Here is a 14,447-nt window from a genome sequence, read left to right as displayed (position 1 = left end):
CGGGAGTTTTCATGTCGGAAACAAACAGCCGTCATTTCTTGTATTGGTTTGATATTTTGCGTCTATTAGTACGATTTGAATTGAACAATCGTACTAATGAAGATAAAAACAGCATATTACAACCATTTATATAGCTGTATTTTTTGTCCGTCATAATAAGATGTCTCTATCTTTGTATAGTACAATTTTATAATATGAATATAGTATGAAAAAAGTTCAGATTGAATTTGATGAATTACCTTTTCCGGCACTGGAACGATTCGGTCTCACACGGGAGATGATCGAGGATTTGCCGATGCGTGTGTTGGACGACATCTGCAATGGTCGGCATTCTCCCGTGCTTCCCGTGCGTGTCACGGACGAGCATGGCGGGCAAATAGAGAGCCGTAGCCGCTTTGCCTTTATCCGCATGGACAACGGTCAGGTGGATGTGGTCTTCTATCCGGCACTGAAATCCTCTCCGCTGGAACGGTATGACGAAGTGCAACAGAAACAGTTGCTCGACGGCAAGACGATTGTCGCCGACGTGGAAATGGCGGACGGCCGGAGCAGCAAGGCTTTCGTGCAGATTGATGCCGAGACGAAACAGGTGATGTATGTCCCCACGCCCATCATCGCACGCAACCTGAAAGTGCTGGCCGAGGTCATGCGTCTCGGTGCGGTGGAGGTAAACGGGATGCAGCACGGCGAGCCGCTGACAGTCGTTGTGGACGGCGAGCCTGCCACGGTGGGCATAGACCTTCATGCCAAGACCGGCATCCGCATCTGTTCGGGCGACGCGCAGCAATGGCGCAACCAGCCCAAGCGCGAGTGGGACAAATACACCTTCGGGTGCTACGGTTGCTGGGTCATGGACGATGACGGCAACCTTGACTACGTTTCGGAAGAGGACTATACCGAAGAGTTGTGGAACGAACAGAAGAAGAGCGGCGAGCGCAACCGTGCGGCAGCCCTTCACAAGTAAAAACAATCAATCCGTAGATTATGGCACAAAACGAATATTATCCCGAAGAGGTGCTTGTCGGGAAGATGCAGAGCGGCGAATACGGCTGGCTCGATTACGTCAATCATTTCTCCGCCGACTGGCAGGAGGAATACGCCCGTTACTGCGAGGAAAAGGGGCTTGCTGTCGGCAACGAATCCGCTGCCGAGTTTGTCCGCTTCAAGGACGAAGAGTTAGAGGTGGCAATGGAACGCGGCGACGCATAACGAAAACAATCCGACTATGGCGATACGAACGAATACCAATCCCCGGCAGATGGACTTGCAGCCCGAAATGCGCAATATGCTGATGCGTAACGGCCTGCAAGCCCATATTGCGCTTGATGGTTCAGGGTATCGGCTGATTGTGCAGGGGCATGATTCTCCGCTGCTGGTCTATCCGATAAGCGAACGTCAGATGTTGGCACTCACGGACTGGGGAACCAATACGGCCAACAAGAAAGCCTACAACGTGCTCACGAGCATCGTGGGCAAAGACTTCTATATGCCCAAGAACTTCGTCCATGCCCGAAATGCCAACGGGCGTGTGGCTATGGGGCTGCATGGCTACCGCATCGGCATCGGCGAGTACGGTCGCATGGGACGGATGGGAATGCCCCCGCCGTTCCTCGGCTGGACGCCACGCAACCAGTGGGGCTTCCACCTGCGCAGGGTCGGCGGCCAACTGTTCTTTCCGGGGCCGTCCATCGTACCCGAACGTCCCGACGGGCGCATGAAGCCCGGCGAGTTGCAATCGGGCGGTTACGGATTCTATTACAAGGGGCATCAACAGGCGCAACCAGTACAGCAACGGGACGTTCTGCAGGACTTGCAGGCGGTCATCACGCCGATGGTCAGTCGTCCGCGCAGCGGGGAACCGGCACGGCCGTACAAGGAGCTTATAGCCTCTCCGGTCTATTTTTCCAACGAGAAATGGGCGGAGTGCCTTGCCTCGCACGGTCTTGTCGTGGACGCGGACAGGCGGACGCTGACCGTGCAGTCGGAAAGCGTCCAAGCCGATATGGTCTATGACCTGACGGAAGAGGAAGTGAGGACACTGGTTGCCGCACCCATCGAGGAACAACCCGTAGAAAAACGCCTGGAACTGCTGAACGGCATTATCGGAGCTGACTTTTCCGACAAAATGACGATGGAGGCTCTCAACAGCGATCAACGCATCGCTATCGGTCTGCATCCCGAAGTACAGCAGGATTTGGAACAACGCCAACGGCAGGAGCAGGAGGCTTTCATGCCGGTGGAAACCTCGCTGCAACAGCAAGAGGAATCCGTGCAGGGCTATGTCGGTGCGGCTGTTGACGGGCGTGACCTCCAGTTTCTGAATGAAAACAAGGGATGGTATCGGGAAGAGAAGCACGGGCGGGAAGTTGAAGTGAGCCAGATAGCCGTTCAACCGGCACAAACCGAGGGGAAATACAGGATGACCGCCGTTATCGACGGTCAGGCTATCAGCCATGAGATAACCCAACGGGACTACGACAAGTTCCTTGCTGTGGATGACTATCACCGGATGAAGCTCTTTTCCAAGATTTTCAGCGAAGTGGACATGAAGACACGCCCGGAAGCACAACGGGGGCTCGGTACGAAAATCTTTGCCGCCCTCACCGCAGGTACGGTAGTCGCGGCGGGTGTCGCGCACGGCATCCACCATCACTGCCAAGCCCCGGAGTTCTACGGCGAGCGTTTCGGCGGTCCGCCACGCCCGTACTTCAAGCCGGGTGTCGATACGCCGAGGGATGTGGCCATCCGTTGTTTCGAGGCAGAGATGAACCGTGAAATCAATGATATGAGAATGGGGAGGTAAACCATGAGAGAGGGCGAACTGACTTACGACGATTTTCTGCGCAGGCTGAACATTCAGGACGTGCTTATTGACGCGGGCTATCACCTGAACCGGCGCGACGGCCTGCGTTATCCCTCGTATGTCCGGTTGGACAGCGAGGGGCGGCGCATCCGCAACGACAAGTTCATTGTCACGCAGCAAGGGAAATGCTGTTTCAAACCGCAACAGCAGAAGTCGTATAACATCATTTCCTTTATCAAGGAGCATCCGCATTTTTTTGCGGAATACCGTGCAGGCGTGTCTCCCGACCGACTGGTAAACCTTGTCTGTAACCGGTTGCTGAACCATCCCGTCGCTGACCGGGACATCCGGATTATCCAGCCTAAACGGGATGTGAAGCCGTTTGACATGGCGGATTACGACATTCACCACTTCAATCCGCAGGATCGGGCGACACAAAAGAAGTTCTATCCGTTCTTCAAGCATCGGGGCATCGACCTTTACACGCAGTATGCCTTTCACCGGAACTTCTGTCTGGCGACGAAACACCGTGAGAACGGCATAAAATACACCAACCTCGCCTTTCCGCTGACCGTTCCGAAAGATACGGGACAGGTTGTCGGACTGGAAGAGCGAGGCCGCCCTCGCATGGATGGCAGCGGCAGTTATAAAGGGAAGGCGGAAGGGAGCAATTCGAGCCAAGGGCTATGGATTGCCAGCCCAGCCAAAACTACGCTTACCGAAGCCAGGCATATCTACTGGTTCGAGAGTGCCTACGACGCGATGGCCTATTACCAGCTTCATCAGGCAAACGACAAGGATTTGCGGAAAGCGGTCTTCATATCTACCGGCGGCAACCCGACGGTGGAACAGATGCGGGGTGTCCTTACGCTCACGCTTCCTGCCAAGCAACACATCTGTTTCGATACCGACCTTGCGGGAATCGAGTTTGCCAAGAACCTGCAACAGGAGATGTACCGGGCTGTCCGTTCCACCATCGAGGAGACACCGGAGCGGAAGCCTTATTTAGATTCCGTCTCTGATGGCAAAAACCTCGATGAAGGTGACATAGACCTGCTGCCCGACGCTTTGCGGTCGAGCTACGGGAAATATGAATCCGCGTGGGAAGAAGCCATGTCGATGCGTTCGAGCGGCCTGTGCCATCCGGACGACATACGGGAACAGACGGATATCATGAACGGACATTACAAGGAGTTCCGTGAAGGATTGCGGGAGTTCCTCGGTTTGGACAAGGCGAATGACGCCTCTTTTGTCCGTGAACAGCCTACCTATCCCAACAAGGACTGGAACGAACAGCTTTTGGCCGGGCAGAAACAGGAAGAGACGGTCGATGAGACACAGGCGAGAGAACAGTCACCGGAAGAGGAACAACAAACACACTTTCGCCGATGATGACCGATGCACCCACAGGACATTTCCAAAGTATCGTGCTGCGACCGCACGCCGGACAATTCGTTATCGACGAGTTGCCCGCAATCGTATTGTGCTGTGCGGCATGGGTGTACGGTGGCATGGAGGGACTGCCTCTGACAGCTCTTGCCGTACCGGTCGCCGCATTGCTTTCTTTGGCATTGCTGTACCGTTTCATCTATCTGCGCCGGACACGCTACCACATCGGCAGCGAGCAGCTTATCAGCAGGCATGGGGTGCTGTCCCGGAAGACGGACTACATGGAACAATACCGTATCGTGGACTTTGTGGAACACCAAAGCCTCATGCAGCAGCTTTGCGGATTGAAGACGGTACGCATCTTCTCGATGGACAGGAATACGCCCCGGCTTGATTTGGTAGGTATCAGACACAACTTCGATGTGGTAACGCTTATCCGGGAACGGGTCGAGTATAACAAACGAAAAAAGGGAATATATGAAATCACGAATCATTAGTCTGGTCATTTTTGCCGTCTGCCTGATGCCACACTGGGCGAAAGCACAAATCACGGCGTCCAATCCCTTGGAATGGATGGCGTTGGCCGAGGGCAACGAGGTCGTCAATGACCAGATAGAGAAACAGATAAACGGTCAGACGAAGACAGCGATGCTGCAGAACAGCATCGCCGCCGAGTTCAACCGCATTCACAAATGGGAGAAGCAATATAACAGCTATCTCAAGACGGCAAGCGGCTACGCTTCGTCGCTGAAAGCCTGCACCCACCTCTACAACGACGGCGTGAGAATCTTTCTCACGTTAGGGAAACTTGGCAACGCCATCAGGAACAACCCGCAGGGCATCATTGCCTCCATGAGCATGAACAACCTCTATATCGAGACGGCAACGGAACTGGTATCGGTCTTCACACTCCTGAATGACGCAGTGGCCAAGGGCGGAAAAGAGAATATGCTCACGGGAGCGGAACGCAGCAAGACCCTGTGGGCGTTGAACGACAAACTTTCGGCTTTCAGCCGGAAGCTGCACCTGCTCTACTTGAGCATGCGGTACTATACCCTCAATGATGTGTGGAACAATGTGACGGCCGGGATGCTCGACCGCAACAACGGGGAGGCGGCTCGGATGGCCATGACCCGTTGGCGCAGGGCTGCCGTCCTCGCACGATAAAAACGGAACTGACAATGAAACGGACGATTTGGATAGGCATCTTATTGTTGTGCATCGGTATCGGCAAGGCACAGGCACAAAACGACCCCGTACTGGCCGGAATGATCCTGCTCTATACCAACAAGGCGGAAAAGGAGCTGAAGAATCAGGAGAAAGTCATGCTGCTGCAGACCACCGGCCACCTGTGGACGAAAGAGGAAGTGAAAGCCACGACCGACCTGCAACGGGAGTTCAACAGCTATCTGGACTCTTTCCGGTCGATAGTCTGCTACGCGGCGCAGATATACGGTTTCTATCACGAAATATCGAAGCTGACGGATAACATGGGTGACTTTACCAGACAGGTGAGCCGGAACAGCTCCCATGCGTTGGCCGTCGCCCTCTCCACGCAACGGAACCGAATTTACAGGGAACTGATCATGAACAGCGTGGAGATTGTGAATGACATCCGCATGGCGTGCCTGTCGGACAACAAAATGACGGAAAAGGAGCGCATGGAAATCGTTTTCGGCATCCGTCCGAAACTCAAGATGATGAACAAGAAACTGCAACGGCTGACCAAGGCGGTGAAGTACACGACGATGGGCGACATCTGGCGTGAAATCGACGAGGGAGCACGTCCGGCGGCCGACAAACGTGACATAGTGGAAGCTGCCAAGCGACGCTGGCGGCAGATAGGAAAAAATGTAAGACCTTAAAAAACAGACAACGTATGGGCGTTTGGAGTACACTATTGAAATATGGCGGCAAGGCCGCAAAAGGTGTCGGTACGGCAACGGCGGCCACCGGCAAAAGTATGGGTAAGGCAGTGCTGCACCCTTCGCAGACCTTGCGTGGCGCGGGTCAGGCCGTCAAGACGGCGACCATCGGCGGCGCGGTCGGTTATGTGGGTTGGGAGAAGCTGACCACCGACAAAAGCGTGGTGCGTATCGTGAGCGATGCGGTCATCGGCGAACCGGCGACGAATACCCTCGCGGAGACAGCGGACGGGGTGCGTGAACTGACGGGCAAGGCCGGGGAAGCCGTCAGTTCGGTCAGCGGTGCGGTAACCGGCATTGACAACAAGCTGAACGGCGTGTCGAACTTTTTGCGCCAAGCCTCCGGTGGCGGAGGCCTTGATATGTTCGGCAACTTTTTCCGTAACCTCGGCAGCGGCAACGTGTCGGGGCTGAGTATTGCCGGGCTGGTTGCGGCGGCGTTCCTCATATTCGGACGCTTCGGCTGGCTGGGCAAGATTGCCGGCGCATTCCTCGGCATGATGCTCATTGGCAACAATGCGGGTGTCTTCCGAACGCCGGAGACAGAAAACGTGCAGCGCACCCGGACGCCCGAACTTCCGGCAGAGGAACAGACGCATGGCGGAGGGATGAGAAGATAGGAATATGAATCAATAGGTAAACAGCATGAAATATACAGAAGAAATGATCCTGCAATCCGATAGCGGTTATTGTATGCCTTTCGAGGAACAGCAGGGCAAAGACGTGGAGCTGTCGCTCGGCTACGGCGAACAGACCGACCCGGCGACGGGCGAGAAATTCTTTCATCACGGCATTGACTTCAACGTGCGGTGCTATATGCTTTCTGCCCTTGCCAGCGGCATCGTGTCGGGCGTGGGCAACGATAGCGGACACGGCATCTGCCAGACCATCCGCTACGGGGAGTATGAGGTGACCTACGGAAACCTGTCCAATGTGTTCGCCCAATTCGGCCAGCGTGTCAAGGCCGGGCAGACGGTAGCCCTGAGCGGCGACAAGCTGCATATCGCCGTCCGCTTCAAGGGAGAGGAACTGAACCCGCTGGAGTTCCTGACGATGCTGTACGGGAATATTCAGGCGATGCGTCAGGCTGGCGGACACGAGACTGACTATTTCTCCGGTCTGGAACTGAAAACCGATTACGAACACGACAAGAGGGAGATAGAGGAACTGATGCTGCGCTTCCTGCCGCATTACATGGAGGATTTGCGGCATGGGACATACACCTTGCCCCGAAATACGGAGCAGTCGCTACGCCACATCTTCACGGTGGGCGCGATGAAGGAGTATTTCTACGAGAATATGCCGAGCATGGCCAATCCGCTCGGACTGGGACACAAAGCCCTGCCGCTGGCCTGCAAGGTACAGAACCTCCTGATTGCGGATTTCCTGCATTACCTCGCCCTGCGGCATGACGTGTACCTCTCCACAGCGGACGGCGACGTAAAAAAAAACTCCATGACGAAGCCCTGACATATAACGGTGTCATCGACCCGTTGGCGGAACTGGACATCGACATCCAGAGCTTCGACATACCGAGGCTTGTCACGGTCTATCCCGACCGGGCGGGTGTGCGCTGGTGGACGAAGGCATGGTTCAACAACCGGGAAGAGGGCGAGACATCCGTCGAAATCGAACGGGAGCAGGCGATACGGTTCATGCAGGACAACATCGAGAAGGACGCATGGCTGGAAGAGTTCTTTCCCCGGCAGATGGAGGTTTACCACAACGCCATCGAGCAGACGAAAGAACAGTTATTGAAACAGATAAATATATAGTACACAATATGGATGGAATCAAACATAGCCGGCAATTCGCGGAAATGGAACGCCTCGTGAGCGACTATTTCCATTGCCACCTTGCGCCCGTCATGTCAAAAACGCAGGCTTACCTCACGAAGAAACAGGGCGAGGAAATGAGGGAATATTCCACCTCCTTGGGCGGCATACTCAGCGCGATGGCGTCTGCGGCACAACCGATGGGCGACCCATACCAGGTACTCAAGGTCACGGGCGAATGGAACTCGAAGACAACGGAGGACTATATCGGAATGTGCAAGGCGGAGATTACCGGCTCCAAGGAGATACAGCAAGACCTCGCATACATGGCCGGGCAGTGGCGTGATACCGTCGTGCAGGAAATCGGACGCAAGCGTTACGATGAACTGTCGGAACAATTAGGCGGTGACCTTGCCTATGCCTATATGGACTACCGGGTGGAGGAACTGATGATTGACCGGCTGGTCAAGGAGCGTATGCCGAAATCGTCAGCCGACTACATCATCCGCAAGGCCGCCGAATCGAGCCTGCTCGGACTCTCGCAGACCTTGAACCGCTCGCCGCTTGCCGAGGAAATCGAGGCACGGGGCGAAGCGGCCTACCGTCCGAAAGGATGGGAAAAAGGCGCGGGTCGGGTACTGGGCGCAACGGCAGATACCGTGATGATGGGCGGCGTGGGTTCGTGGGCAACACTGGCGAAGTTTGTCGGGGCAGATGTGGCTATCTCGGCAGTCGCCTCCCGTTTCGAGCCGAAAAAGCCTGATACGCTTTCTGTGGAACAGTGCATCAGCAAAGGGGTGTTCGGCAGCGAACGGAACGTGTTTGCGGACTTCCGCAAAGAGGCTGCAACGGTACAGACCGGCGAGAGTCCGCTTATCATGGCGGCCAACGAGCGATTGAAAAAGAAAATACCGGTGATGGACTTTAATTTTTTGAAGTGGATGCAGACGCCGAAGTTTACCCCTTTCCAAATGCCCGAACTGCCCGGACACCCTGAAAAGAAGAATGAACGTGCCGAACGGTACAAGGATGTGCCGCTGGTCGTCGCTCCCGGACAGGAAGAAGCCTATCTGAAGCATTTGGAGAAATATAAGAATGCAACGGCTGTAACTGCCAAAAAGGAGTCAGCGCAGCCGGAGACGGAACAGAGGGAAAAAGAAGAAAAAGAGGAACGGCAGGCGGTTGTTCCCCACAAGGAAGAAATGCAAGAGGAACAGGCCGTACAGAACAACACGAACGGTTGGAACGGATTGCTCGGTATGCTGGGGCTGGACGGTATGGGAGACGTCACGGGCAACCTCGGATATGTCATGGCCATGCTGCCCGACATCCTGCTGGGGGCGTTTACCGGCAAGACACAATCGTTGCGCCTGGGGGACAACCTGCTGCCGATAGCGAGTATCGTGGCCGGTCTGTTCGTGCGTAACCCGTTGCTGAAGATGCTCCTTGTCGGTCTGGGCGGCGCGAACCTGCTGAACAAGGCTGGACACGAGGCTTTGGGGCGACCCATGCCGTCCGCTGCCGAACAGACGGAGAAACAGTACCGCCGTTATCCCGACGAGCCGCTCAATCCCCGTATCGTGAACCCGGTACTGCAAGGCAGCACGCTCATCGCCACGATAGACCGTGTTCCCTGTACTATCCAGCTCACGCCGACTGTCGGAGAGGCTTACCGTGCAGGGGCATTGCCGCTGAACACGCTGGCGAACGCCGTGCTTGCCAAAAGCGACCAGTTGCGCCATATCGCCTCGCAGAATTACGACGACGGACAGCGGGAGACGGTCGTGCGCACACGGGGCATCCAATAATTCCATGAACAATAAAAGCATGATGATATGAAAGAAAAGTCGCAAATCGAAAAGAAAGCCGAAGCAAGGCAGGCGGAGCTGCTGTCTGCCGCACTGGGCGGGGCATCGAACGCCGGCGGCCATTGGCTCAACGTATCGGGCAAGGGATTTCCCCGGCTCTATCCGCAGGGTGTCTCGGCCAGTCCGTTCAATGCCCTCTTTATGGCCTTGCATTCGGACAATAACGGATGCAAGACCAACCTGTTCACGCTTTACAGCGAGACCAAGGCACGGGGTGCTGCGGTACGGGAGCATGAGCAGGGCGTACCGTTCCTGTTCTATAACTGGAACAAGTATGTCAACCGGAACAACCCGAATGAAACCATCGACCGCACCGCCTATCTCCAGTTGGACGAAGGGCAGAAGGCACAGTTCAAGGGTGTCCACAACCGGGAGATACGCACTATCTTCAACATCGACCAGACGACGCTGCCCTACGTGGACAAGCCGGCTTACGAGGATGCGGTAAGACAGGACGGCGGTGTTCAGGAGAAAGGATATACCGAAGCGGACAACCGCAAGTTGCGCACCCGGTTCAACGATTTCCTGCTGAAAATGCGGGACAACCTCGTCCCCGTGCGTTCGGACGGCTGCGGATTACCCCATTACGAGACGGACAAGGATGCGGTCTATATGCCGCGTCAAAAGGACTTTGAGCATTACCACGACTATGTGCAGGAAACCTTGCGGCAGATTGTGAGTGCCACAGGACACCAACAGCGGCTTGCCCGTGAGGGCATGGTCATGAAGAACGGCGTGGCCCCGTCGGAGGATGCGGTAAAATATGAACGGCTGATTGTGGAACTGGCTTCGGGAATCAAGATGCTGGAACTGGGGCTGCCTGCGCGTCTGTCCGATGAAAGTCTGAAGACGGTGGATTACTGGTGTCGGGAGTTCAAGGAGAATCCTTGCATGATGGATGCACTCGAAAGCGACGTGAACAATGCGCTTGACGTTATCCGCAAGGCGGAACGGGGCGAGAAAATAGAGTACGCCACCCTGCGCAACAGGCGGCAGACCACGACCATGCAGGAGCAGATGCCCAAGCATTACTTCGTGGCGAACGAAATCCGCCAACACCCGGACAAGGCGGCGAAAAGTATTGTCCTCGTTATTGACCGGGAAGCGAAATCGGCGGATGTCATTTTGCCGGCTGGGGCTTCGACCGAAGTGAACAACGAGATTCCCGGCATGAACAAGGGGCGTATCGAACGTGCCTTGAATAAGGAGGGCATCGAACAGGTACGCTTCTATAATACCGACGGTGCGCTGGGCTACAGACCTGACGACAGCTATTTCAACGAGAAACTGGTGACATTGGCCAGGCTAAGGAACTACACATTGGAAAGGCTTTCCACACTGGACGTGTCGGATGCGGTCAGGCGGGCGAACGAGGTCGGGTTCGATGCCGTACAGATGATTCAGGATGACAAGAACCGATGGGCACTCTATATCAAGCCGGAGAACAAGGAGGGGTACAGTGTCTATCCCGACAAGGAGGATGTGAACCGCTTTTTCTCCACGCTCAAGCAGGCGATGGACAACATCGACAAGGTACGCATGGAGCTGGCGCACAAATATTATACACTGGCGGAAGTCAAGCCTGACCTGAAAGTGGATTTGTTCAGCAGCGAGACGCCGGAGATTGACCTGAACCGTATTCAGCGTGTGTCTGTCTTCAAGACCAGGCAGGACGGCATTCAGTGCGTGGCGACCATCGACGGGCAAAAATTGCAGCCCCGGAGCGTCACGCCGCAACAATGGCAACGGATGTGGGTGGCGGAAGACCGTGAAGGCTACAAGCGGCATCTGGCGGCCACGCTGTTTGCCGATGTGCTGCAAAAGGGGCAATCCGTCGGGGAACAGAAGCAGGAAGAACAGGTGCGGCAACAGAACGAGGCGGTGGCAAAGAACCGGCCGGAAGCGAAAAATGATGAAAATGTTTCCCCACAACGGCAGTTTTGGGACAAGGTCAAGGAAAAGTACCCCGATGCCTTGCACCTGATCCGTACCGGAGAGGTGTATCGGCTCTATGACGAGGACGCCGTAAAGAGTGCGAAAATACTGGGTATCGGACTGAATGAGTATGCGGGGAACCGGGAACGGGGCTTCACATCTTATGCGGAGTTCCCGATGAATCAGCTTGACAGCTACCTGCCGAAACTTGTCCGTGCCGGTGAGCGGGTTGCTATCAGTGACATGGAGGCGCAAGAGAAGCAGCAGGCCGAACAGGAAACGCACAGTGGTATTCACAGATAAGGAGGAAGATTATGGGCAAGAATCAGGAATATGCACAACAGTACGCGGAGTATGCGATGGAACAGATGCGCAGGTATGGCATTCCGGCTTCCGTCACATTGGCGCAAGGCATACTGGAAAGCAGCAACGGACAAAGCCGTCTGGCAAGAAACGAGAACAACCATTTCGGTATCAAGGCAACCCCCTCGTGGATTGCCGGGGGCGGCAGGTACGGAACCTATACGGACGACAAGCCGAATGAAAAGTTCTGCAGCTATGACAGCGTGGGTGATTCATACGAGCATCACTCCCGCTTTTTGAAGGAGAACAGCCGCTATGCCAGTTGCTTCAAGCTCTCCCCGGACGATTACAAGGGCTGGGCACAAAGTATTGAGAAAGCCGGTTACGCCACAGGAGGCAAGTATGCCGAGAACCTGCAAAGAATCATCGAACAGAACGGCTTGCAGCAGTATGACAGGCAGGTGATGCAGGAGATGGCGGCACAGGGCAGGCAGTTCGGGGTGGAACACAATCCGCTCCAAACATCCGAGGGTGCGGAACATGGAACGGGGTATTCGTTTCCGGTGGAACGGGAGGAATTTCTATTCGTCACCTCGCCGTTCGGAACACGGCAAGACCCGATGGACGGCACAAAGCAGCAGATGCACAAGGGGGTGGATATCCGTTGTAAAGGCGACGCGGTACTGGCTACGGAAAACGGCGGCAAGGTCGTGGCGGTAAACCAAAACAGGAACACGCCCGGCGGCAGGTCGCTGACGGTGGAATATGCCCGGACGGACGGCAGCAAGGTACAATGTACCTATATGCACCTCAAGGAGATTTCCGTCAAGGTCGGCGATACGGTACAGGCCGGCGGACGGCTCGGCACATCGGGCAATACGGGGACACGGACGACCGGGGAGCATCTGCATTTCGGTGTGAAGAATATCTATGCCGACGGAACGATGCGGGACATAGACCCTGCGGCGTATCTGGCTGAAATCGCACAGAAAGGACATATCAAGCTGCAAATGCTGCACAACGGTAATGACCTGCTCGCCAAATACAAGGTGGCGGAAGAGACCGTGCCTGAAAAGAACCTTTCGCCTGACGGATGGATGAAGAAGCTCCTTTCGTCGGAGGACAGCGGTGTGGGAATGTCGGGTTGCAACGACCCGATTGTGGAGATGGCGATGACCGCTTTCGCCTCCCTGATGCTGCTGGCCACACAGATTGACAACCGGAACGAAGAGGAACAGAAGGCGGCCATATCTGCTATGATGGATCTTCGTGCCATTGACCTGAAGCCGTTGTTGCCGAATATGAAGAACTGCGACCTGACTATCGGCGAGAACGGCAAGGCTGTCTTGAATGCGGACAATGGCGAACTGCGTGTCTCACGGGAGCTGACCGCTTCCGAGCTGAGCCGGTTGTCTGCCACGTTGAACAACGGCACACTCACGGAAGAGGCCAAGCGGATGCGTGTAACCGGTATGCTGAATACGGTTATCCTGTCGGAAGCGGCCTCTCAGAATTTCGAGCAAGGGATGTCCCGGCAACAGGGACAGACGGAAAACCTGCGAAGATAAAAGCATGGCGATATGATAAAATGCGTGATGATACAGCTATGCAAGTGTCTGGCGGGAGTTTCCATCCTTGCTTTGCACGTCCGGTTCTGCTACCTGCTGTTGGGGTGGATCGGGACGTTCGTTGTCGTGGGCGTGCAATTAGTCATCGCCGGATGGATTGTCTGGGCGATGATACGCGCACCTGACTGACTGTACCCTCCAACAGTTCAACATCAATCAACCCATGTATCACTTGTCGGATGATCCATGTATCATTAAAGACAGAAAAACAAATGATTAAATGTAATGTTACGGTATGCGGCGTTATCGGCCGCGATGCGTCGGTTCGCAAGAACAAAGAAGATAAAGAGTTTCTGGCATTTCCACTCCGGGTACAGATTCCGGCGACTGGTGGCCAGCACACTATCGAGGTGGATGTCCGCAGGGAGGGCAACCAGGAAGAAGCCGCCGGTTATCGGAACGGCTCCCGTGTGGAAGTGAGGGGTACGATGTATCTCAAACGTCGGGGCGACAAGCTCTATTTCAACCTGTTCGCCGATGAAATCTGCCATGCCGCTACGGATAATGCGGATTCCGTCAAGGGCGAACTGGTGTTTCGTGGCAAGACCGGCCAGAACATCGAAGAAAAAAGGGATAAGAAAGACCAGCCGTACACGGTATTCTCGGCGTTCAGCGCGGAGAAGGTCGATGACGGCTTCGAGTACCAGTGGGTGCGCTTCTTCTGTTTCGGCAAGGAGCGCGATGAGTGGCTGCAGCCGGGTGTAAAGGTGGATGCCAGAGGTGAAATGAACCTGTCGGCGCACAACGGGAAGGTCAACCTCTCCTGCAAGGTGGAGGAACTGGCGCAATATGTGGCGGATTCGTCTAACTATAATCAGTAA

General features: G+C 55.2%; 15 protein-coding genes. All 15 read left to right on the top strand.

The window, feature by feature from the left end:
• The first annotated feature begins 205 nt into the window (after positions 1-205).
• The 15 genes from HPS53_RS01410 (at position 206) to HPS53_RS01340 (ending at position 14,447) form a co-directional block, all read left to right on the top strand.
• The gene (locus HPS53_RS01410; protein ID WP_107031719.1) at positions 206-964 is read left to right on the top strand and encodes a DUF4099 domain-containing protein; all 759 of its coding nucleotides are present in this window, start codon (positions 206-208) and stop codon (positions 962-964) included.
• Between the two features lie 20 nt (positions 965-984).
• Positions 985-1,209, top strand: coding sequence for a hypothetical protein (locus HPS53_RS01405; RefSeq protein WP_107031718.1), 225 nt, complete (start codon positions 985-987; stop codon positions 1,207-1,209).
• Between the two features lie 16 nt (positions 1,210-1,225).
• On the top strand, positions 1,226-2,803 hold the full coding sequence (locus HPS53_RS01400; RefSeq protein ID WP_107031717.1) for a hypothetical protein: 1,578 nt from the start codon (positions 1,226-1,228) through the stop codon (positions 2,801-2,803).
• Positions 2,804-2,806: 3 nt separating this feature from the next.
• Complete coding sequence (locus HPS53_RS01395; RefSeq protein WP_107031716.1) at positions 2,807-4,195, top strand: toprim domain-containing protein; 1,389 nt, start codon at positions 2,807-2,809, stop codon at positions 4,193-4,195.
• Positions 4,192-4,689, top strand: coding sequence for a PH domain-containing protein (locus HPS53_RS01390; RefSeq protein ID WP_107031715.1), 498 nt, complete (start codon positions 4,192-4,194; stop codon positions 4,687-4,689). Before HPS53_RS01395 ends, HPS53_RS01390 begins: the two co-directional genes overlap by 4 nt.
• Positions 4,670-5,359, top strand: a complete 690-nt coding sequence (locus HPS53_RS01385) for a hypothetical protein (RefSeq protein ID WP_107031714.1) — start codon at positions 4,670-4,672, stop codon at positions 5,357-5,359. The genes HPS53_RS01390 and HPS53_RS01385 overlap by 20 nt, the downstream gene beginning before the upstream one ends.
• A 14-nt stretch (positions 5,360-5,373) precedes the next feature.
• Complete coding sequence (locus tag HPS53_RS01380; protein WP_107031713.1) at positions 5,374-6,057, top strand: hypothetical protein; 684 nt, start codon at positions 5,374-5,376, stop codon at positions 6,055-6,057.
• Between the two features lie 14 nt (positions 6,058-6,071).
• Complete coding sequence (locus HPS53_RS01375) at positions 6,072-6,737, top strand: hypothetical protein (protein WP_107031712.1); 666 nt, start codon at positions 6,072-6,074, stop codon at positions 6,735-6,737.
• Positions 6,738-6,762: 25 nt separating this feature from the next.
• Positions 6,763-7,587, top strand: coding sequence for a M23 family metallopeptidase (locus tag HPS53_RS01370; protein WP_172203977.1), 825 nt, complete (start codon positions 6,763-6,765; stop codon positions 7,585-7,587).
• 23 nt (positions 7,588-7,610) lie between these two features.
• Positions 7,611-7,892, top strand: coding sequence for a hypothetical protein (locus HPS53_RS01365; RefSeq protein WP_004301295.1), 282 nt, complete (start codon positions 7,611-7,613; stop codon positions 7,890-7,892).
• Between the two features lie 8 nt (positions 7,893-7,900).
• Complete coding sequence (locus tag HPS53_RS01360; protein ID WP_008782473.1) at positions 7,901-9,700, top strand: hypothetical protein; 1,800 nt, start codon at positions 7,901-7,903, stop codon at positions 9,698-9,700.
• A 27-nt stretch (positions 9,701-9,727) separates the two neighbouring features.
• Positions 9,728-11,998, top strand: a complete 2,271-nt coding sequence (locus tag HPS53_RS01355; RefSeq protein WP_008782472.1) for a zincin-like metallopeptidase domain-containing protein — start codon at positions 9,728-9,730, stop codon at positions 11,996-11,998.
• A gap of 11 nt (positions 11,999-12,009) precedes the next feature.
• Positions 12,010-13,566, top strand: coding sequence for a glucosaminidase domain-containing protein (locus HPS53_RS01350; RefSeq protein WP_008782471.1), 1,557 nt, complete (start codon positions 12,010-12,012; stop codon positions 13,564-13,566).
• Positions 13,567-13,578: 12 nt separating this feature from the next.
• A complete protein-coding gene (locus HPS53_RS01345) occupies positions 13,579-13,755 on the top strand; it encodes a hypothetical protein (RefSeq protein WP_016278614.1) in 177 nt (58 codons plus the stop codon).
• Positions 13,756-13,838: 83 nt separating this feature from the next.
• The gene (locus tag HPS53_RS01340; protein ID WP_016278615.1) at positions 13,839-14,447 is read left to right on the top strand and encodes a hypothetical protein; all 609 of its coding nucleotides are present in this window, start codon (positions 13,839-13,841) and stop codon (positions 14,445-14,447) included.

The organism is Prevotella sp. PTAC (assembly GCF_013166535.1).
Taxonomy (GTDB): domain Bacteria; phylum Bacteroidota; class Bacteroidia; order Bacteroidales; family Bacteroidaceae; genus Prevotella.
This window is presented reverse-complemented; position numbering and strand designations above follow the sequence as displayed.

What these genes read in the sequence shown, in the direction of transcription:
- HPS53_RS01405 (WP_107031718.1), top strand. Translation starts at nt 985, where the DNA reads ATGGCACAAAACGAATATTATCCCGAAGAGGTGCTTGTCGGGAAGATG.
- HPS53_RS01360 (WP_008782473.1), top strand. Translation starts at nt 7,901, where the DNA reads ATGGATGGAATCAAACATAGCCGGCAATTCGCGGAAATGGAACGCCTC.
- HPS53_RS01345 (WP_016278614.1), top strand. Translation starts at nt 13,579, where the DNA reads ATGATAAAATGCGTGATGATACAGCTATGCAAGTGTCTGGCGGGAGTT.
- HPS53_RS01350 (WP_008782471.1), top strand. Translation starts at nt 12,010, where the DNA reads ATGGGCAAGAATCAGGAATATGCACAACAGTACGCGGAGTATGCGATG.
- HPS53_RS01385 (WP_107031714.1), top strand. Translation starts at nt 4,670, where the DNA reads ATGAAATCACGAATCATTAGTCTGGTCATTTTTGCCGTCTGCCTGATG.
- HPS53_RS01370 (WP_172203977.1), top strand. Translation starts at nt 6,763, where the DNA reads ATGAAATATACAGAAGAAATGATCCTGCAATCCGATAGCGGTTATTGT.
- HPS53_RS01410 (WP_107031719.1), top strand. Translation starts at nt 206, where the DNA reads ATGAAAAAAGTTCAGATTGAATTTGATGAATTACCTTTTCCGGCACTG.
- HPS53_RS01395 (WP_107031716.1), top strand. Translation starts at nt 2,807, where the DNA reads ATGAGAGAGGGCGAACTGACTTACGACGATTTTCTGCGCAGGCTGAAC.
- HPS53_RS01340 (WP_016278615.1), top strand. Translation starts at nt 13,839, where the DNA reads ATGATTAAATGTAATGTTACGGTATGCGGCGTTATCGGCCGCGATGCG.
- HPS53_RS01375 (WP_107031712.1), top strand. Translation starts at nt 6,072, where the DNA reads ATGGGCGTTTGGAGTACACTATTGAAATATGGCGGCAAGGCCGCAAAA.
- HPS53_RS01380 (WP_107031713.1), top strand. Translation starts at nt 5,374, where the DNA reads ATGAAACGGACGATTTGGATAGGCATCTTATTGTTGTGCATCGGTATC.
- HPS53_RS01355 (WP_008782472.1), top strand. Translation starts at nt 9,728, where the DNA reads ATGAAAGAAAAGTCGCAAATCGAAAAGAAAGCCGAAGCAAGGCAGGCG.
- HPS53_RS01390 (WP_107031715.1), top strand. Translation starts at nt 4,192, where the DNA reads ATGATGACCGATGCACCCACAGGACATTTCCAAAGTATCGTGCTGCGA.
- HPS53_RS01400 (WP_107031717.1), top strand. Translation starts at nt 1,226, where the DNA reads ATGGCGATACGAACGAATACCAATCCCCGGCAGATGGACTTGCAGCCC.